A 19,100-nucleotide genomic window follows, 5' to 3' on the forward strand; every position below is an offset into this window, starting at 1 on the left:
CATCGCCGGCCTCGTCTCCGACCGCACCGCTCAAGCCTGAGCCAGCGTCCTCCAACGGGCCAGCACGCCTCACCCGCTATCACGCACCAACTCGTTACAAGTCATCTCATTTGGTCGAGTAGGCTGCTGTCGTGGCGGGGATCGTTGAGCGGCTGGTGCCGGATGAGTTGTGGGAGTTGTTTCAGCGGATGATGCCGGAGGCGCCGTCGCGGCCACAGGGTGGTGGCCGGCGTCGTCACGGCGACCGTGAGGTCTTGGCCGCGATCGTGTTCGTGGCGATGTCGGGATGCACGTGGCAGCAGCTGCCCGCGGCGTCGTTCGGGCCGTCCGGGGCGACGGCCCACCGCCGGTTTGCCGAATGGACGGAGGCCCGGGTGTGGGCCAAGCTGCATCGCCTGGTCCGGGACGAGCTCGGGTCCCGGGGCGAGCTGGACTGGTCGCGGTGCGCGATCGACTCGGTCAACATGCGGGCGGTGAAAAGGGGGACCTGACAGGTCCGAATCCTGTCGACCGGGGCAAGTACGGGTCGAAGATCCATCTGGTCACCGAGCGGACCGGTCTGCCCCTGTCCGTCGGGATCTCGGGCGCCAACCTCCACGACAGCCAGGCCCTGATCCCGCTCGTCAAGGGCATACCCCCGATCCGATCCCACCGCGGTCCCCGTCGGTGCAAGCCCGGCAAGCTCCACGGCGACAAGGGCTACGACTACCGCCACCTGCGGCAATGGCTGGCACAGCGAGGTATCCGGCACCGCATCGCCCGCAAGGGCGTCGAGACCTCGCAGCGGCTGGGCCGACACCGCTGGACCATCGAACGGACCATGGCCCGGCTCGCCGGCTGCCGCCGACTCCACCGCCGCTACGAACGCAAGGCCGAGCACTTCCTCGCCTTCACCAGCCTCGCCTGCACCCTCATCTGCTACCGCCGACTCACCAAATGAGATGAGTTGTAAGACCGTGTCCTATGTGGTGATGGCTCGTTGAGCTGTGCATGGGGCGGGGTCCGTGGAGTTGGATTGTTCCGGACGGGTTGTGGGAGATCGCGAAGCCGCTGATCCCGCCGTCGAGGGTCCGGCCGCAGGGCGGCGGAACGCAGGACACGCCTGATGAGACGCTGTTCGCGGCGATCATCTATGTGCTGGTCAGCGGCTGCGCCTGGCGGGCCTTGCCGCCGTGTTTCGGCATCTCGAAGTCGACTGCCCACCGCCGGTTCCTCATCTGGTCCCGGGCCGGCGTCTGGGGTCGCCTGCATGAGGCTGTGCTGCGCCTCCTCGACGACGCCAGCCTGGTCGACGTCACCCGCGTCGTCCTCGACTCCGCCCAGGTCAGGGCTAAAAAGGGGACGAACTCACAGGTCCGAGCCCCGTGGACCGGGGCAAGCCGGGTTCCAAGATGCACGTCCTGTCGGACGCGAACGGACTGCCCCTGGTCGTCGGTGTCTCTGCCGCGAACGTCCACGACAGCGAGGGTCTGAAGCCCATGGTCGAGGGTCACCAAACGAGACACGACCCCCACCGTGGTCGCCACTTCAAGCCCCAGCGCCTTCATGCGAACAAGGCGTACGACATCCCCCACCTGCGGAAATGGCTACGCGGCAAGCGCATCGGCGTGCGCATCGCCCGCAAGGGCATCGAGTCCAGCGAAAGCCTGGGCCGCCGCCGCTGGGTGATCGAGCGCACGATCTCGTGGCTGTCGGGCTATCGCAGGATCAGCCCCCGCTACGAGCGCCATCCCCGCAACTACCTGGCCTTTCTTGGTCTCGCCGCGGCCCTGTGCTGCTACAAGCGACTCATCCGCCTCACCACATAGGACACGGTCTAAGCTGGCTTCAAGAGCCTGGCAACCTCGTCCCGGCCTTGGCGGGCGGCACAGCGGGAAGGGTCTTGCGACAGGCGGACCAGGCAGGTCTGCACGATCGCCTTCGGCCAGACGCCACTCCCCGACAGTCTTCGGTTCGAAGGAACCGCCGCGGTCGCGGGACGCGGCTACCTCCACCGGGCCGACGTCGGGCAACGCCATTCGGGAGCGCGTGCCGCTCCCCGGGGCATCGTCGTTCCTGCCCGCCGGGTCGTGCGCTCGCCGTAGCCGAGGTGGCCGGTGGTCCCATTCCCCCAGGGCAAACCCCGACAACCGCTTCGGCCAGCCACCGCAACAACCCGTCCTCACCGGTCGGCTGCGGACCCCCGGCCAGCGTACGACCCACCAGCCCGTCGATCGACTGGTCACCCGCAGCCCTTCACCGAGCCAGCCCTCCCGGGCCTGGTGGGCTCCGAACCGGAGACGTTCTCACCGGTCATCGACGCGTCTTCCGTGGTCGGAAGTCACACCGACGCCTTGCAGTCCCGTGCGGGGCCGGTCAGGTGAAGCCGTTGCCAGGTCGCGGTTTCCGGTGGTGGTGATGGTTGCGTGACGTCGGGTTCACGGGGTCATGACGTGCTTGCTGGCACCGTGTTGCAACCCTGCGGGTAGGTGCGCCGTCTGCCGGGAGCACGCTTGCCGACTCAGAGGATGCCTTGGATGCCTCCGTCAGCGAAAGCCCCCAGGCCACTGCTGTCTCCCCCCGTTCCGGTGACGGCGTTGCCGGCGACGGACCCGCAGCGGGCGGGTGAGGCGACGCGGAACGGGCGGGGCAGCGGGCGAACCGCCCCTCCGGGAACGGCCGGCGCGGGCATGGTGCTCCCTTCCCCGGGAAACGCCGCGACGGCGGCGGCCCTGAACCGCATGCCGCCGAACCTGCCGGGAATGCCGGGGTTGCCGGGGCAGGGATTCCTGAACGGGCAGGGCACCGTGGGCAATGCGGCGATCGCCAGTGGCGCCGTCGCCACGCCCCGCCCGCCGGTGGCGCCCGCGCGGAAGCTGCCCGCCGCGAAGCTGCCCGGGCCGGCGCCGGTGAAAGCGAAGACACCTCCCGTACCCGTCCCCGGTGCGGCGAAGCAGGGCCCGGGGGAGCCGTGGCCCGAGAAGGGCGAGGACAAGAGTGACGGCACGGCGAAAGGCAAGGAGAAGGGCAAGGGCAAGGGGACCGGGCGTCGGTCGCCCGGGGCGGATCCGAAGTTCCAGGCGCTGAAGAAGGACGTGGCGTCGAAGAAGCGGGTGGTGGGGACCACCCATCCGCCGGCGCAGGCCGAGGCGGAGGCGGCGCAGGCGGCGGCGGAGGCGCCTGCGGACGATCAGGAGGCGCGGGGCAAGGCGGCGCATGCCGAGGACATGGACGCCGCGGAGCCGAAGGAGTTCGACAAGGCGGAGTTCATCGCGGCGGTGAAGAAGGCCGTTGCGGAGCGTGCGCCGAAGAACCTGGACGAGGCCGACAAGTTCGGCGAGTCGGGCAAGGCGGAGGAGGTCAAGCAGGAGGTTCAGGGCAAGGTCGGCGACGGCAAGGAAACCTCGGCGCGGGAGATCGCCGAGACCACGGCGAAGCCGCCCGAACCCGCGCCGGACGCCAAGACCGTGGTGCCGATGGCGCCCGACCGCCCGCCGGGCATGCCTGCCGCGCCGAAGGCGAGCCAGGCCGTGCCCGACCGGCTCCCGCCGTCGGCCACCGACATGTCTGCCGGGCCCGCGGAGGTCGAGCAGCAGATGTCGGAGGCGAAGGTCACCGAGAAACAGCTGGCCAAGTCCAACGAGCCGTCCTTCAAAGCCGCGCTCGCCGACAAGAAGAAGCTCGACAAGCACGCGGCCGTGGCCCCGGCCATGCTCCGCAAGGAGGAGGCGCGGGAGCTCAAGGCGGTCAAGGACAACGCCGCCGCCGCCGGGCCGGAGGCGATGTCCTCGATGTTCGGGACGCGGGTGGCGACCGGGCAGCAGGTGACGGGCGGCAAGAAGCGCGCCAAGGGCAGCGACGAGGAGAAGCGGGCCACGGTCACCGCGCTGCTGCAGAAGGTGTTCGACAAGACCAAGGCCGACGTCGAGAAGATCCTCGCCGACCTCGACACCAAGGTCGACACCGCGTTCACCAAGGGGGAGAAGGAGGCCCGGGACAGGTTCACGCGCGAGCACACGCAGGGGATGGAGGAGTACAAGGACCGGCGCTACTCGGGCTGGGCGGGTAAGGCGCGGTGGGTCAAGGACCTGTTCGCGGACCTGCCGGAGGAGGCCAACCGCATCTACGAGCGGGCCAAGGCCAATTACCTCACCGCGATGGACCGGGTCGTCACCGACATCGCCGGCATCGTGGAACGCGAACTGCGCCACGCCAAGATCCGGATCTCCGAGGGCCGCAAGGAGCTCAAGGCGGCGGTGGACAAGCTGCCCCAGGACCTCAGGGCCATCGGGAAGGAGGCCGCCGGAGAGTTCGCCGACAAGTTCGACGAGTTGCGCGACACCGTGAACGACAAGGGCACGGAACTGGTCGACGTCCTGGCCACGCGTTACACGGAGGCGGTGCAGGAGGTCGACAAGGAGATCGCGGCGGAGAAGGAGAAGAACAAGGGGCTGGTGAGCAAGGCCAAGGACGCGATCGCGGGTGCCGTCCGGGCGATCCTTGAGCTGAAGAACCTCCTGATGGGCGTGTTGCGCAAGGCGGTCCAGGCGATCGGGATGATCCTCGCCGACCCGATCGGATTCCTCGGCAAGCTGGTCACTGCCGTGGGCGGCGGGCTGAAGCTGTTCATGAAGAACATCGGCAAGCACCTCCAGCAAGGCGTGCTGACCTGGCTGCTCGGTGTCGGCTCCTCCGCCGGGGTGCAGATCCCCGCCACGTTCGACGTACGGGGGATCCTGGTGATGATCGCCTCGCTGCTGGGGATCAGCTGGGACAACATCCGCTCCCGCCTGGTCCGCAAGGTGCCCGAGAAGGCCGTCACCGCCGCGGAGACCGCCGTACCGGTGGTCTCCGCGGTCAAACGCCAGGGCGTCGCCGGTGCCTGGAACGATCTCAAGAGTCATGTCGGCGACTTGAAGAAGGACCTCATCGACCGGCTGATCAAGTACCTGACGCCGACCATCGTCATCGCCGGGATCACCTGGATCCTCTCCCTCCTCAACCCGGCGTCGGCGTTCATCCGCGCCTGCAAGATGATCATCGACATCGTGCGCTTCGTCGTCACCCAGGCACGCCAGATCATCGACTTCGTCAACTCCGTGCTGGACGCGGTCATCGCCATCGCCCGCGGCGGCAGCGGCGGCGTCCCCGCCATGATGGAACGCGCCTTGGCACGCTCCATCCCCGTCCTGATCGGTGCTCTGGCCGCCATCCTCGGCATCGGCGGCATCGCCGGCAAGGTCCGTCAGATCTTCCAGCAGCTGGCCCGTCCCGTGAACCGCGCCGTCGACAAGGTCATCGACAAGATCGTCGTTCTGATCAAGAAGCTCTGGTCCAAGATCAAGCCCAAGAAGCCGAAGAAACCGAAGGACCCCAAGGATCCGAAGAAGCCGAAGGACCCGAAGAAGCCCAGGAAACCGAAGGACCCGAAGAAGCCCAAGAAGGCCGGGACGCCCAAGAAGAAGCGCCCCGACAAGCGGTCCGCCGAGGCCAAGAAGCGTTCCCTCGACGCCGCCGTTCGCGACGCGACGCGGCTGCTCAAGGACGACACGGCCACGGTGGAAACCGTACGGCGAGGGCTTCCGGCCATCAAGAAACGGCACCGCCTCACACGGATCCAGCTCAAGGAAGCGGCGGGGGGAAAACATCAGATCACGCTCGCCATCAACCCGGCGGCACAGACACAGGCCGAGCACCTGGAAACACTGAAGGCGATAAAGAAGCAGCTGGAGAAGTTTGGGCCGCTCTTCATCAAGAAGGTCCACGATCATTGGTGGGATCACCAGCTGAGGCGGCCGAATACACCCTCCGGGCCAGTGTGGGAGAAGACAGTGCTTCAAGGTACCGACAAGGAGGCTATGAATCTCCTTCGCAGGGACGGTACCGCGCGGGGCATCAAGAAGGAGCATTACGACGGCACCAATCGCGATGTCGAGGCGGCCGCCTTCGAGAAGTACGTCTTCGGCGTCAAGAGCAAAGTGCGCCTTAAGGTCGTGAAGACGCTCGGGGACAAGGCGCTTCCCGAACTCAAGAGCAAGGGGCGGAAATCAGCAGGCAACCACCCGGAGACCGTCAAGATCATACAGTCGATGGGATTCTTCCCCGACCGGGACGTCTACGGCGAGTTCAATCCGCTGCCCGATTCGTCCGAGGAGAGGGAGCACACCGATTTCCGTCCGGTGAGCGCAGTCACCGAAAACGTCGGAGGCAAGCAGGTGACCACCGTCACCATGGCCAACGGCAAGAGCTACACGGTGACGGACCCCGATCCCGCGAGGTCGATGAAGATTGAAGTACGCAGCGTCGACCTGCGGCTCAAGGATCCCGGCGCCTCGCGTGGCGTGACTCAGGATTCCCCGGGGATGATCCCCAATCAGAACCTCAACCGCTCACACATCATCGCTGACTGGTTCGGCGGCTCCGGTTACCGAAATTCACTCAACCTGGTGACTGCCAGCGAGCACTACAACAAGGTGGTAATGGGCGACGCAGAGTCGCAGATCGCCAACGAGATAATCACTTTCGCTGAGAAGCGCGGGCTGGATCGAAGCGAGGTGTCGATGGATCTGAGCGTCACGGTTTCCTTCGGCGAACTGTTGGCTCAGGTCTTCATGAGGAAGATCAAGAATCAAGCCTGGTACCGGGCCGGTGACCCGGCGGCAGAAGCCGAGCTCAAGAGACTGCTGGCCAAGCTACTCAATCCTCCGGTGCGCCGTGTGAAGGGAGTGACGTACAGGTATACGCTGACCTCTACCGCCGACGGAACCCAGAGGAAGCCGCGGCCCATCCGCATCGGATCCGACGATTGGCTGTTCGACAGGAGGAGCGCGACCTGATGGCGCAGATGGAAGATGTCGTGAAGTTCTTCAATTCCTTCCTGGACATCTACTATGCCGGTACCGTGGCGGTGTATTCGGAATCGGATGCGGTGCTGGACGAGCGCCGAGCCGCAAGTATGGAGTTCATGCACGCCGTTCCAGGCGTCACCATGTCCCCGCTGTTCGGAAGGGAGAGAGACTTGCCGGCCGATGAGCTGGCAGAGCTGGCGGAGGAAACGGATGTGGTTCGTCGGCCTCTCTTCCTAGTCGCCGAGTACCGCCATCCGTCCTGGGGGGATCTGTACGGCGGATACATCGGAGACGACAGTTCCGCTACGGCCGGCTCCTACGGTGGCTTGCTGTACGCGGCCGAGATCGAACGGGAGCTGAAGATCATCGCGGTCTACCGGGAGGACTTCGGCAAGGCGTCTCCGCCCGTGCACTGGCGGCACAGCCAAGGAGCGGAGATCGGAGACCCTGGAAAGCCCGTGGCCGTCCGTCCGCTGGAAGCGCCGACGGAGCGGGCGGCCCACCGGCAGGACTGGGAAAGCCTCAGGACGTCCGCGAAATCCCGATGACCTGGTGAGCGCGCAAGTCACGGCGGCATGACGATCGCTGTCGTGGGTGTTGCCGGCGGAGACGCCGACGAGGGGGGGGCAGGCCGTTCGCGTCCGACAGGACGTGCATCTTGGAACCCGGCTTGCCCCGGTCCACGGGGCTCGGACCTGTGTGTTCGCCCCCTTTTTAGCCCTGACGTGGGCGGTGTCGAGGACGACGCGGGTGACGTCGAGGAGACCGGCGTCGTCGAGCCGGTGCAGTACGGCCTCGTGCAGCCGGCCCCAGACACCGGCTCTCGACCAGATCAGGAACCGCCGGTGGGCGGTCGACTTCGATATCCCGAAGCAGGGTGGCAACGCCCGCCAGGCGCAGCCGGACACCAGGACGTAGATGATGGCGGCGAACAGCGTCTCGTCAGGCGTGTCTTGCGTTCCGCCGCCCTGCGGCCGCACCTTCGACGGAGGGATCAGCGGCTTCGCGATCTCCCACAACCCGTCCGGAACAATCCAACTCCACGTACCCCGCCCCATGAACGGACCAACGACGCCTCACCACGTAGGACACGGTCTTAGAACTCCTAACGGAATACGTGTGCTCGGGCGTCGTGATAGCCCCGTGATGCGTGGTCCGTGTGGTTGCTACTGTCCGAGCGTGACCCTGACTGACCTCAGCAACGGCTTCCGTGACGACGAACAGAGGCGGCGCGTCCAGGCGGTCATCCATGATCGCCTGGCAGACGACCGCGACCCGCAGGAGTGTCGCTTCCTCATGCGGTTCTGGTGGCAGCTGAGCATGTCGTACCGCGAGGTGTCGATGCGGGATCTGAGTCTGAACGTCAGCCAGGAGAAGCTCGCGGCGCTTGAGGCGCTGATCGACGCCATCCGGTCGTCCCATGCTCAGATCGATGCATGGGCCGCGGGCGCCGAGCGGGCCTTCCCGGTGGTTGAAGATCGTGGCTTTCGTGGTTCCTCAGGCAGTGAGAGCTAGGACGTCGGCAGCCTCTTCAACCGTCGCCAGCAGATGAGACTGCAGGCGAGGCTGAGGAAGGCTTCGTGGATGTCGTCGCGTATCTCCCAGCGGATCCGCAGCCGGCGGAACCAGTGCAGGTGGGCGAACGCGCGTTCCACGACCCACCGCTGGGTACCCAGGCCGGAGCCGTGCTCGGTGCCGCGTCGGGCGATCAGCGGTTTCACTCCGAGGTCCCAGACCAGCTGGCGGTACTTGTCGTGGTCATAGCCGCGGTCGGCGAGCACCATGTCCGGGCGGCGCCGGGGACGGCCGCGCTTACCCCGCACGGGCGGCACGGCCTGGAGCAGTGGGATCAGTTGGGTGACGTCATTACGGTTGCCGCCCGTCAAAGTAGCGGCGAGCGGGATGCCGGTGGCGTCGGTGATCAGGTGATGCTTGCTGCCCGTCCTGCCCCGGTCGACAGGACTTCGTCCCGCCTTGGATCCCCCTTTAGCGCCCGGATGTGGGAGCCGTCGACGGCCGCCAGGGAGAAGTCCAGGGCGTTCGCACCGCGGAGCTCGGCGAGCAGGGTCTCGTGCAGCCGGGACCACACACCAGCCTCGGTCCACTCGGCCAGCCGGCGCCAGCAGGTCATGCCTGAGCCGAAGCCGAGTTCCTGCGGCAGGTGTTCCCAGGAGATCCCGGTGTGCAGAACGAACAGGATGCCCTGGAACACCAACCGGTCAGGATGCCGCTTGCGCCCGGGATGCCGAGCCCGACGCTCCACCTTCGGCAGCAGCGGCTCGACCACCGACCACAGTTCATCGTCGACTTCCCATGGCTTCGGTCGCGCCACCCTGCACCCCCGGATTGTCAGTTTCGGAACGATCCAACCACCTCGAAGATCATTTCGTGAGGAGTTCTTAGGAGCGAGTGGCGGTCATGCAGCCGTCTGTCGTTTCGTCGCTCGTGTCGATCGGCTTGCTGCGGTCGTACGGGTCGATCTGGCCGGCTGTGCCGGCGGGCTGCTCGTCGGCCGTGCCGAAGGGCGGCACGAAGTAGCCGGTGGGGCCGGAGCAACCGCCGTTGGTCATGTCGAGCGCGTACGAGACGAGGGACGCCGTACCCGGCTTTGTGATGACCTTGGCCGGGTCGTCCCAGCTCATCACCACCTGGCGCCGCACGATCGTACGGACGACCTCGGCGTCCGCTCCACCCTCGCTCGCCGCCGGGGTGACCGGGTAGACGAAGGTGACGTCCGCTGTCACCTCGACCGCCCCCCGCTTGCCTTCCCGGTAGGTGAGCCGGCCGCGCGTCTTGACCACATCACCGACCAACCGGGCCTGCTCCGGCCGGAAACGACTGAACAGCAGCAGCGGATCGGTCTCGGCCGTGGGCGCTGCCGACGACAGGGCGGTACGGAGGTACTCCTGGACGTCCTTCTGGTGCGGGTTGAGCAACGCGATCGCCTTCGTGGGCCGCTCGCCGCGCAGCACGCGGGAGTCGAGCCCCGCGGCCACCAGGAAGTTCCGGCTCTGCCGCAGTGCCCGCTCGACCTGGCCGGCGTTCATCCAGCCGGTCGCCCTGGCCTCCGGCACCGTGATACCGGCCACTCCGTCGGCCCAGCGGGCGGCAGGCGAACCCCGGAAGGGCTCGGCCAGGGTGGGACGCAGACCCGGCTCGGCGCCAGGCACCTCCCGCGGCCTTTCCGACTCGGCGGCCAACGGCACCCCGCCCCGCCCACCCTCACCGCCTGCGAACCAACCGACGAGCCGCTGCGGGAAGAGCGCCACAACCGCGAGAGCCACGGCCGCCACGAAACCGACCACATACCAGCCCGCACCGCGCCGGGACCGGACCGGCGAGTGCGAACGCCACCTCTCCGGCTGCCTTGAACGCTTGCGCAACCGCCCCTCCACCTCACGGGCATGCGCTGAGGGCTCCACAGGAGCTCCGGCCGCACCCGACACCGACTCCCGCAGGAAACGCTCCCACTCCTCGTCAGACACGGACGACCCGTCCTGACCCCCAGCCCCACTCACACCGCACTCCCGTTCCCGCCCGACAGCTCGACACCTGAAGACGTGGCCTCTCGACCACCCGATCAGCAGCTCGGCTGCGCACCGGTCAATCCAGGGCTGAACGCATAATCGCACAAGCAGATCATCGAAGGACTTGGCGAGCGCGTGGTCCGTGCTGGAACCGATCACGCTCACCTGCCCGGCCTGCACGCCTTCATCAACGGCCTCGAACGAGACCTCGCGGCCGTCACCGCCGCCCCGATGCGGCTGGGTTCCGGGGCCGTCGAAGGCCGCGGCGACCGGATCAAAACGACCACGTGGCAAACGCAGGGTCGGGCCGGTGCATGGCAGCGGCCGCACGGGATGCTGCCGGCCGAGTCGAACGCCGCTGGCCGCCTTGACTGGTTGCGAGCGGCCGCCGACTCCAGCCACGTGAGAGCGTTGAAAAAGGGGCCCGGACGGGCCCGTCGCCAGCCGAGCGGGGACGGACCGGCTCCCAGCGCCACCTGATCACCGACGGGTACGGCATACTGCTTGCGGTCATCTTCACCGGCGGCAACGGCAACGACCTCACCCGGCTCATGCCCCTGCTCCACGCCATCCCACCAGTCCGGGGGCAGGGCCGGGCGACCATACCGCACGCCCCAGTCCGTCTTCGTCGACCGCGGATACCACCACGACGCCAACCGTGACCAGGTCTGCAAACCACGCATCCTCCCCGCCACCACCCGGAGCGGCACACCTTGCCATCAGCCGCTCGATGGTGCATCAAGCCGCCTCGTGGCCCTTGCGCCGAAACGCGAGAGTGGTCCGGCAGGCCCCATGAGCGCCGCTCGACTCCGCGTGGACCTGCTCGATCAGCGGCACCAGCCGCTCGTCAGGAAACCGGCGGGCCGACTTCTACCGCTCCATGCGGGCGAAGTACGCCGACGGCGACAGATGGAGCGCCCGGCAGACAGGATCGACCCCGCGCGACCGGGCCCTGCCAGCCTCATGCCTCCTGCACTCTGGGGGTGGCAGATATTCACCCTTCCCTTCACTGTCCGTATCTGGAATGCTGCGGATCGTTCGCTCGAAGTGGTGGGAGGGCCTGTGGGCAAGCACGGCGACGGCAAGGGCGGCACGGACGGTGACAAGCAGCAGTCGCCCAAGGAGTCGGACGGCCAGTGGAACAAGCCGATCCCCCCGAAGACCGCGCCGTGACCCCTGAGCGGCTGGTCGAGATCCTCAAGGCCAAGGGCACGCTCCCCGCCGCGTGGGCAGCGACAGTGGCCGCGGTGCCGCGCGAACTGTTCCTGCCCGACGTGATCGAAGTCGGGGACGAGGTGATCTCCCGCGGCACCAACCCCGAGCGGTGGCTGCGGGCCGTCTACGACGATGTGCCGATCACCACCCAGGTCAACGACGGACGCGACACCCCCCAGGGCGAATACCGGATGCCGACCTCGTCCAGCTCCATGCCGACGGTCATGCTCGAGATGCTGGACCTGCTCGGCATCCAGCCCGGCGACCGGGTCCTGGAACTCGGCGCCGGCACCGGGTGGAACGCCGCGTGGATGGCCCACCGCCTCGGCTCTCCGCAGGTCACCTCCGTGGACATCGACCCCGTGCTGGTCGAACAGGCGACCCGCAACACCAAGAACGCCGGCTACACCCCCACCATCGTGTGCGCCAACGGCGACCAGGGCTGGCCCAAGCAGGCCCCCTACACCAAGACGATCGCGACGTACAACGTCACCCACATCCCCTACGCATGGGTGGAGCAGACCCCGGCCGGACGAATCGTCACCCCCTGGGGCGGATCCTTCTTCCACCACTCCTACGCCGTCCTCGACACCGCCGACGGCGTCGCCCGCGGCCGTCTGACCGGCTTCCCCGCCTTCATGTGGAACCGCGTCAACCGGCCCCACCGCGGCTACCTGCGCGACTTCCTCCACCACCTCGACGACGGCGAAGCCGGCCTCACCGACCTGCGGCCGCACGACCTCCTGGCGGACGCCGACGCCCAGTTCTTCATCGACCTGTCCCTACCGGACGTCCAGCACTTCCTCGCCGAAGCCGACGACGGCAGCGGCGAAGCCACCTTGTGGCTCGTCACGGACGACCGCTCCTCCTGGGCCGCCGCCGAATACGAACCAGGCCGCACCCACTACAGCGTCGACCAGTACGGCCCACGACGCCTCTGGGACGAGGCGTACACCGCCTACCGCACCTGGGAACGCGCCGGACGGCCCAGACGCGATCGCGTCGGCATGACCGTGGACCACCACGGCCAGCACGTCTGGCTCGACACCGAGCACCACACCCTGACCACCCGCCCCCACCCGCACCACGAAACGCGCTGACCGCACGCCTCCCCACACAACTCTCGACGACGCGGACGCCCTCCACGAACGCTGCGCCCTCGCCCACCCTGCCGCGTGCTCGTTCAGCGAGCAGCTCACCTCTGTGTCTCCCCCGACTGTCGAAGCCACCGACCCTGCCGTACGGCAGTGGAGAGGACGGGCGCCGTCTGCTCGGCGAACACCAGCCCGCGGGCATCAAGGAACTCGACCGAGGGCCCGGCAGCCTTCTTTGAGCCAGGCAGGTCAGCGGCGCGGTTCGCAAGGTCCGGGGCCGGGCCGTCGGATCGGGTGGGAGTGGGGAGGGGTTCGTCGGGCGGGCCCGGGAAGGCGGTGGATGAGGTGGGGGTGTCGGTCATGGTTCCTCCGTCTTCTTCGGGCTGCGGCTACCGGTGTGGGGGCCGGTGAGTTCGGTGACGGGCCGGCGGGCGGCCTGGGGGAGGCGGACGTGGGCCCGGTGGACGGCGGCGAGCTGGCCGACCGCGGCCGGACCCCAACGGTGACGGCGTCCAGCCTCGAAGAGCGCTTCTGGTACGGCGGGTGGTCGTCCACCGGGGAGGGTCAGTCCCACCAGAGCGACCACACCGTCGAACGGACCATGCCGTCGCCGACGGTTTGCGGGTCGTGGACCGTGTCGCCGCAGTAGCCCAGCAACTCTGCGGCGGCCTGTGCCGCGGCCCGGGGGGACAAGGGCGGCCTGTCGACGACCAGCTCCATGTAGGCGCCCTGGGCGAGGAAGAGCTCGGCTCCCCACTGCTCCTGCCAGCGTCTGAGCAGCGCTGCGTCGTCGACAGGGGCGAGGACCCGGTCGCCGTACCCGAACCAGTTGCCCGTCCCGATCAGGTGGGGCAGGAGCACGGGCACCTCGTAGCCCCCGCGCACCGGCACGAAGTTGAGCCATCGCGGCCCCCGGCCCCAGATGCCTTGATCACCAGACGCCCAGCGCGACACCCCGGCAAGCGGCTCCGCGAGCGCGGAGCCCAACCGCGCTGCCAGCCGGTCCGGGTCGTAGTCGTCGCGCCACCCCTCCAGATCCTCCTCGTCCCCACCGGCGCACTGCGCCGACCAGCGGAAGCCCGACACCGCGACGGACGCCGCACGCGCGTCATGGTCCTGGCACGCCACCTCGGCCACCAGTTCCTCCAAGCCCGCTGCGTCGACACCGCCGTGAAGACCGCACCGGACGACATCGTCCGGTGACATCAGCGTGACGTAGGGCCACCAGCCGGTCTGGTGGTGTCTTCCTCGCCACTCCTCCCACACGCCGCGCACCCCACCCCGCGTCACGGGCACACCGATCACCTCGACACCCGCGACCGTCGTGGCCCGCTTCGGACCCGTCCAGGGGAAACGGGTGCGCAGGAGGCGGGCGAACTCGTCAGCCGGGAGACGCGGCCGGTGGAGGAAGGCGCTCATGGGACCAGGACCCTACGGCCCACCCACGCCCTGCGTTCCCCGGCAAGCGGCACCCCCACGCCCAAAGCCGGTTCTGGGTAGTGGACGGAGGCGAGGAAGGCAGCTGCCCGGCGTCCCGGCTGCCGCGGGCGCTGCTTTCGAACCGCGTGGTGCCCCGTCGGCCGGCACGCCCCTTGGACGGTACGGCGCGCATGCAGGCCGCGCAACTGCCTCGATGGGGACTGCTGTACGATTTTGAGCGCGTTCAAATACGGTTAGAGACCGACCGGTGAGGGCGGTGGCCCGGACGCAGGGAGAGGGGCGGGCGTGGGTCGACGGCTTTGGTGCTCAATCGCCTTTACCGGGGCGGTGATGGCGCTGACGGCGTCCTGCGGCTGGGCCGCGGCGATCCATGCCGCAGAGATCTCGGCGGATCGGATCGAAGGACGATGGGTCAGTGAGGGTGGCACCTTCCTGACCTTTCGCGAGGATCACACGTTCACCGCCGAGCACTTCGACGAACTGCCCGTCGCATCGGACTGCACGCAACCGTCCGCCTTGTCGTCTGGCCGATGGGCATTTTATGCCTTTACGGAATCCGGCCAGGTAGAGGTCGCGGACGAAAGCGCCACACGCGGCACGGTGGTGTCGCTGGCCTTCTCCACCGGCGACTACAGGGTGGACGCCTACCTCTTCGGTGACGAAAGCGAACCTGCCCTGTGTCCGACAGAGGACCCCGATGTCGGCTGCCCCGGCGATGGCTACCTCCACCGAAAGAAGACTGCGGCTTTCGGCTCCTGAAACGACCACGACCTAACCAGTCGGCTTTAAGCAAGTGCTGAACTTGAATTCATAATGCCGGTCAGTGAGCCTTTTCCGCCCTCACGCTGAGCTGGTCAGATGAAGGGTGAGGACGGCTTGGACGAGGCTGGTGATCCGGGTGGTCGAGCACCGCAGTTTGCGCAGGAGCCGCCAGGACTTGAGGGTGGCGACGGCCTGCTCGCCCAGGGCCCGGATCTTCGCGTGGGACCGGTTCACCGCCTTCTGGCCTGCGGAGAGGGTCTCCCACCGGCCCCAGTACGGGATGCGGACCGGGCCGCCGGCGCCCCGGTAGCCCTTGATGCTCCTATAGAAGTCAAGTCGTCGAAGTAGTGCTGCCGGTGTGAGTGTGGGTGAGCGCGTGGTAGACCTCGCGGGCGATGAAGCGTTTGAGGCAACGGATGATGTCCTTCTTGGCCAGTCCCTGCTGGGTGCGGCGCGCAACGTAGGCGCGAGTGCGGGGGCAGTAGCGCATCCGCACCACCGCGATCATGTGGAGGGCGCGGTTGGCCTGGCGGTCTCCGCCTCGGCTGAGTCGATGTCGGTCGGTGCGTCCGGAAGAAGCCGGAACTGGAGCGGCGCCGCACAGGGCGGCGAACGCGGCTTCTGTGCGCAGGCGTTCGGGGTTGTCGCCGGCCGTGACCAAGAGCTGACCGGCGGTCTCGGTGCCCACGCCGAACAGTGCGACGAGTTCAGGACCGGCGGACGTGGTGAGCATTGCCAGGTGTTCGGTGACCTCGTCGATCTCCTCGGTGAGCATGCGGATGCGGCGTGCCAGTTGCCGCAGTGCGTAGCGGGCGGCCTCCGTGGGGCAGGCGAGGTCAGCTCCTGGACGCAGCCGAAGGCAGCGGTTGACCAGGGTGGTGCGCGTGAGCCCTGTGAGCGATGCGCGCAGAGGTTCGGGGGCGGTTACCCGCAGGCCGATGAGTTGGTTGATCGCCTGGGTTCTGGCATTGATCGCGGACGCGCGGGCCACACGCAGCTGGCGAAGGGCTTCCACTGTGCCGGTGTGGGATTTGGGGATGGCCGTAGCTCGTCCTGAGGCTGCTGCGCGGGCGGCGGCATAGGCGTCGATTGAGTCGGATTTGCCGCGGGTGTGTCGGGTGCCCCGGTCGGGGGCGTTGACCTCGACCACCGTCAGGTCGGCCGCGCTCAGCACCGTCGTCAGTCCGGCGTCGTAGGAGCCGGTGCACTCCACACCCACCGCTTGTACGTGGCCGAACGTGATGAGCCACATCAACAGGGCGCGGTATCCCTGGGTGGTCGTGGGGAATTCTCGGTCGGCGAGTGGACGTCCCAGCGGGTCCACGACGGCGGCGTGGTGGGTGTCGGTGTGGGTGTCGACTCCGGCGAAGACTTCCTTCTTGGGCTGCTGGTTGATCATGTTGGAGCTGCTGCCTTCTCATCGTATTGACAGGGCAACACGGGCCAGTCGAGGCAGGCGGACACGACAGTGACGGGTCTTCTCGCACAAGCACCTATGAAGTCACGATGCCCCTGGTCGGCCACGTGCGATGGCGTCACCGACAGACCGACGGATCAAGGCAAGGACACGAGATTCCGGTCAGTCGGCCCAAGGGACAGATCTGTCGGTGACGCCACCATCACCCATCATCACTGTCGGCCCAGCAGGGGACGCCGGCCTCGGCGAGGGCGTCGATGATGCCGTGTTCACGGGCTGCGCGGATGTCGTGGACGGCGCCGGGAAGGGCCGGTGAGGCCCACAGCAGCCGGCCGAAGGGATCGGCGAGGACCTGCACGTTTATCCCGTGTTTCTTGTGTTTGCCGGAGTAGAACGGCCGGTCCGCGGCGATGCGGTCGATCGGCAGGAGCGTGCCGTCCAGGATCAGATATACCTTCACCAACGCGGTCCGCACCGCGTCGGCGAGGCTGGGGGTGAGGGCGGCCAGGAGATCGACGGCCTCGGTGACGTAGCGGTAGGCCGTCGTGGTTCCGACGCTGAATCCGGCCGCGAGCTGAGCGTATGTGTGACCCACCCGCAGGTGGGCGAGTGTCAGCACGGCCTGTCAGCCAGCGCTCAGGCGCCACCAACGGGAGCCGATCGCACGGCGATGCCGCCGCAACTGCTGAGTGAGGAAGCGGAGGGCAGAGCTGGACACGTCGACGCCCGACGGGTAGACAAGCACGTGAAGCCTCTGGTGGAGACGGTTCTCTTGGTCGACAACCCATCTACCAGGGGCTTCACCACGTTGTCAGCCCAACCCCCGTACTCCAGAGACAGGTTGGAAAAGGCTCACTGAGTCAGCAGGGGAGAGACATGCGCACGTCCTCTGCCAGCCCGCGGGCCCCCTGGTCAGGACCGGCGCGAGACCCGGCCGGGACTGGCGCCCGGCCATGACCCGTTGAGCGGGCCCACCATTCGCAGTGACAGGGGGCAAATGCCCTGAGCAGCAGGGAAATTGATAGTTCACTGCATATGCGGGAGGGATATGATTCTGGATCCGACTCACGAAGGAGGGGGAGTGGGCGGACAGAAGAAGCGGGACCGGGACTGGTACGAGCGGGACGAGGACGTCTACGGGCAGGCCGCCGGAGCGATCGGTGGACTCGTCATCGCGGCCGGTGCGATGGCCGCCATCAAGGACAAGCTGGGGCTGTCCTGGACGGCTACCGTGCTGCTGACGGCCGGGGTGCTCGTCGCGCTCGGCTACCTCGCCTGGCGCCTCAAGACGCTGCTCTACCGGCTGCTGCGCGGCCAGCCGGTCGCCGCCCCGCCGGCGGAGAAGCCCGTAGTGCTGGACGCCCCCGGCGCGGCCCTTGAGGAGCCGGTCGTCCCGGTGCACCCGGAGCTGACCGCGGCGCTCACCACGGCGGGAGTGATCGGCAAGGACGAGGTGATCCGCAGCGACGAGGTCACCATCGTCCCGATGCCGACAGGAAAGCAGTACGAATTCCTGTTGCCCCGCACCCGCACATTCAAGGACGTCGAAACCCGTGTTGCGAATGTCGCGGGCTATTTCGGTGTCAGTCGACTGCACGTCAAAACGGAGCGCAGCCGGGACAATGAACGCCGCGTCCGGCTCTTGATGCTGGACCGGCCGCCGTTCACGCACCCGTTCCCGCCGCCCACGCGCCGGGAGATCAAGGCGTTCGGCGGGGTGCCGTTCGGGCACGACGTCACCGGCCAGCTCGCGGGCGTGCCCACACTCGACAAAGTCTCGGTACTGGTCGGCGGAATGACCCAGATGGGCAAGACCACGCTCATCAACGGGCTGATCACCTGCCTGCTCATCGCCTACGAGGAATTCGACCTGTATCTGCTCGACGGGAAGCTGTGTGGGCTGATCCATTTTGAGAGGGCCTGCGTCCGCTACGAAGCGTCCGACTCCCCGGCCGTTTTCGAGAGCATCCTGGACGACCTGAATTCTCAGGTGGAGGACCGCTACCGCAAGAAGCAAGAGGCGCTGAGGAATAGGCGGCCCGCACCGACGTTCAGGCCGGTCATTTTCGTCGTGGACGAAGTGGCGGATTTTTTCACCGACGATGGCACGCCGAAGGGAAAGGAAGCGGCCCAGCGCATCGCGGAGAAGGCGCGCAAGTTGGTCTCCAAGTCGCTGGAATCGGGGATCTCCACCATCATGCTCACGCAGCGGCCCGACAAGGACGCCATTCCGGTGAACGTGCGCAACCAATTCTTGATCCGAGTGTGCATGTATGTGGAGTCTGTCGGCACGGCGAAGGTCACCCTGGGAAGCTCGTATTTCGACACCGCCGCCCCCATCAATCCATCGCATCTGAATCCCGACATCAAGGGGCAGGCTGTCCTTTTCGCGGGCGGCACGTCCACCTTGATCCGGGGATTCGATTTCCCGACCGATTTCATTTGGGAAGTGGTGGACGAGGTCCATGCCCAGCAGCAGAAAAAAATAGAGCAGGTGCCGATGTCTCCGCTCAAGCAGGCGATCACTCTCATGCAGAAGTCGGGAGTGGAATTCATGCCGACCGCTGAGCTTGCCCCGGCGCTCGGCATCACGGAGACCCGTCCCGGGGAGCGTGGAAAGCAGCTATCCAAAATGCTTGGTGTGGCTCCAGGAAAAGACGAAAAAGGCGTGGTGCGTGGCTACTGGCTCACTGACCTCACCGCCGCCGCCACGTCCGAGCCGTAGCCGTCGCACGGCCCGCCGGCGGGCCCGCTGGGAGTCCGCTAGGCGCCTGCCGGCGGACGGCTCCGCCCCCCTAGCCCAGCGGGTGTCCAGCGG

13 protein-coding genes and 3 pseudogenes are annotated in these 19,100 nt (G+C 67.5%); 9 read left to right on the forward strand and 7 right to left on the reverse strand.

What is annotated here, in order from left to right; genetic code table 11:
• Positions 1 to 188 precede the first annotated feature (188 nt).
• The 4 genes from AC07D6_RS32370 to AC07D6_RS32385 all read left to right on the forward strand — a co-directional run bounded on the left by AC07D6_RS32370 (position 189) and on the right by AC07D6_RS32385 (position 7,375).
• Positions 189 to 940, forward strand: a protein-coding gene (locus tag AC07D6_RS32370) for an IS5 family transposase (RefSeq protein WP_479050399.1) whose coding sequence is annotated in 2 segments (ribosomal slippage) — positions 189 to 480 and positions 480 to 940 — 753 coding nt in all. Because the reading frame shifts where the segments join, the coding sequence is not laid out codon by codon here.
• A gap of 50 nt (positions 941 to 990) precedes the next feature.
• Positions 991 to 1,808, forward strand: a protein-coding gene (locus AC07D6_RS32375; protein ID WP_479050350.1) for an IS5 family transposase whose coding sequence is annotated in 2 segments (ribosomal slippage) — positions 991 to 1,342 and positions 1,342 to 1,808 — 819 coding nt in all. Because the reading frame shifts where the segments join, the coding sequence is not laid out codon by codon here.
• 912 nt (positions 1,809 to 2,720) lie between these two features.
• The gene (locus tag AC07D6_RS32380) at positions 2,721 to 6,815 is read left to right on the forward strand and encodes an HPC2 multi-domain protein (RefSeq protein WP_479050352.1); all 4,095 of its coding nucleotides are present in this window, start codon (positions 2,721 to 2,723) and stop codon (positions 6,813 to 6,815) included.
• Positions 6,815 to 7,375, forward strand: coding sequence for a hypothetical protein (locus tag AC07D6_RS32385; RefSeq protein ID WP_479050403.1), 561 nt, complete (start codon positions 6,815 to 6,817; stop codon positions 7,373 to 7,375). The genes AC07D6_RS32380 and AC07D6_RS32385 overlap by 1 nt, the downstream gene beginning before the upstream one ends.
• On the opposite strand, the pseudogene AC07D6_RS32390 reads toward AC07D6_RS32385, so the two are convergent.
• Positions 7,355 to 7,885 (reverse strand): annotated as a pseudogene (locus AC07D6_RS32390) (IS5 family transposase); the annotation flags it as partial. The gene AC07D6_RS32385 and the pseudogene AC07D6_RS32390 sit on opposite strands and share 21 nt — an antisense overlap.
• A gap of 121 nt (positions 7,886 to 8,006) precedes the next feature.
• Here AC07D6_RS32390 and AC07D6_RS32395 point away from each other — a divergent pair.
• Positions 8,007 to 8,342 carry a hypothetical protein gene (locus AC07D6_RS32395; protein WP_479050354.1) on the forward strand — a complete coding sequence of 112 codons (336 nt, stop codon included), beginning with the start codon at positions 8,007 to 8,009 and terminating at the stop codon, positions 8,340 to 8,342.
• Here the strand turns inward: AC07D6_RS32395 and AC07D6_RS32400 are convergent.
• A protein-coding gene (locus AC07D6_RS32400; protein WP_479050356.1) for an IS5 family transposase occupies positions 8,339 to 9,159 on the reverse strand; the annotation gives its coding sequence in 2 pieces (ribosomal slippage) (positions 8,339 to 8,817 and positions 8,817 to 9,159; 822 coding nt in all). The genes AC07D6_RS32395 and AC07D6_RS32400 overlap by 4 nt on opposite strands.
• 67 nt (positions 9,160 to 9,226) lie before the next feature.
• Positions 9,227 to 10,312, reverse strand: coding sequence for a hypothetical protein (locus AC07D6_RS32405; RefSeq protein ID WP_479050358.1), 1,086 nt, complete (start codon positions 10,310 to 10,312; stop codon positions 9,227 to 9,229).
• A 413-nt stretch (positions 10,313 to 10,725) separates the two neighbouring features.
• Here AC07D6_RS32405 and AC07D6_RS32410 point away from each other — a divergent pair, with 413 nt between their 5' ends.
• Both AC07D6_RS32410 and AC07D6_RS32415 read left to right on the forward strand, forming a co-directional pair.
• Positions 10,726 to 11,016, forward strand: coding sequence for a transposase (locus tag AC07D6_RS32410; protein WP_479050401.1), 291 nt, complete (start codon positions 10,726 to 10,728; stop codon positions 11,014 to 11,016).
• 507 nt (positions 11,017 to 11,523) lie between these two features.
• On the forward strand, positions 11,524 to 12,669 hold the full coding sequence (locus AC07D6_RS32415; RefSeq protein WP_479050360.1) for a methyltransferase domain-containing protein: 1,146 nt from the start codon (positions 11,524 to 11,526) through the stop codon (positions 12,667 to 12,669).
• Positions 12,670 to 13,227: 558 nt separating this feature from the next.
• On the opposite strand, the gene AC07D6_RS32420 is transcribed toward AC07D6_RS32415, so the two are convergent.
• Positions 13,228 to 14,082 (reverse strand): DUF4253 domain-containing protein, encoded by an 855-nt coding sequence (locus tag AC07D6_RS32420; RefSeq protein WP_479050362.1) that lies wholly within the window; start codon positions 14,080 to 14,082, stop codon positions 13,228 to 13,230.
• Positions 14,083 to 14,433: 351 nt separating this feature from the next.
• Here AC07D6_RS32420 and AC07D6_RS32425 point away from each other — a divergent pair, with 351 nt between their 5' ends.
• The gene (locus AC07D6_RS32425) at positions 14,434 to 14,862 is read left to right on the forward strand and encodes a hypothetical protein (RefSeq protein WP_479050364.1); all 429 of its coding nucleotides are present in this window, start codon (positions 14,434 to 14,436) and stop codon (positions 14,860 to 14,862) included.
• 81 nt (positions 14,863 to 14,943) lie between these two features.
• Here AC07D6_RS32425 and AC07D6_RS32430 read toward each other — a convergent pair.
• The 3 genes and pseudogenes from AC07D6_RS32430 to AC07D6_RS32440 form a co-directional block, all read right to left on the reverse strand.
• A pseudogene (locus tag AC07D6_RS32430) lies at positions 14,944 to 15,180 on the reverse strand (transposase family protein); the annotation flags it as partial.
• Between the two features lie 16 nt (positions 15,181 to 15,196).
• Entirely contained in the window at positions 15,197 to 16,264 is a 1,068-nt protein-coding gene (locus AC07D6_RS32435) for an IS110 family RNA-guided transposase (RefSeq protein ID WP_479050366.1), read from the reverse strand.
• A gap of 235 nt (positions 16,265 to 16,499) precedes the next feature.
• Positions 16,500 to 17,027: pseudogene (locus tag AC07D6_RS32440) on the reverse strand (transposase family protein); the annotation flags it as partial.
• Between the two features lie 336 nt (positions 17,028 to 17,363).
• On the opposite strand from AC07D6_RS32440, the gene AC07D6_RS32445 reads away from it, so the two are divergent.
• On the forward strand, positions 17,364 to 19,007 hold the full coding sequence (locus AC07D6_RS32445) for a hypothetical protein (RefSeq protein WP_479050368.1): 1,644 nt from the start codon (positions 17,364 to 17,366) through the stop codon (positions 19,005 to 19,007).
• The last annotated feature ends 93 nt before the right edge of the window (positions 19,008 to 19,100 follow it).

The sequence above is a fragment of the Streptomyces sp. NPDC045287 genome (assembly GCF_056432325.1).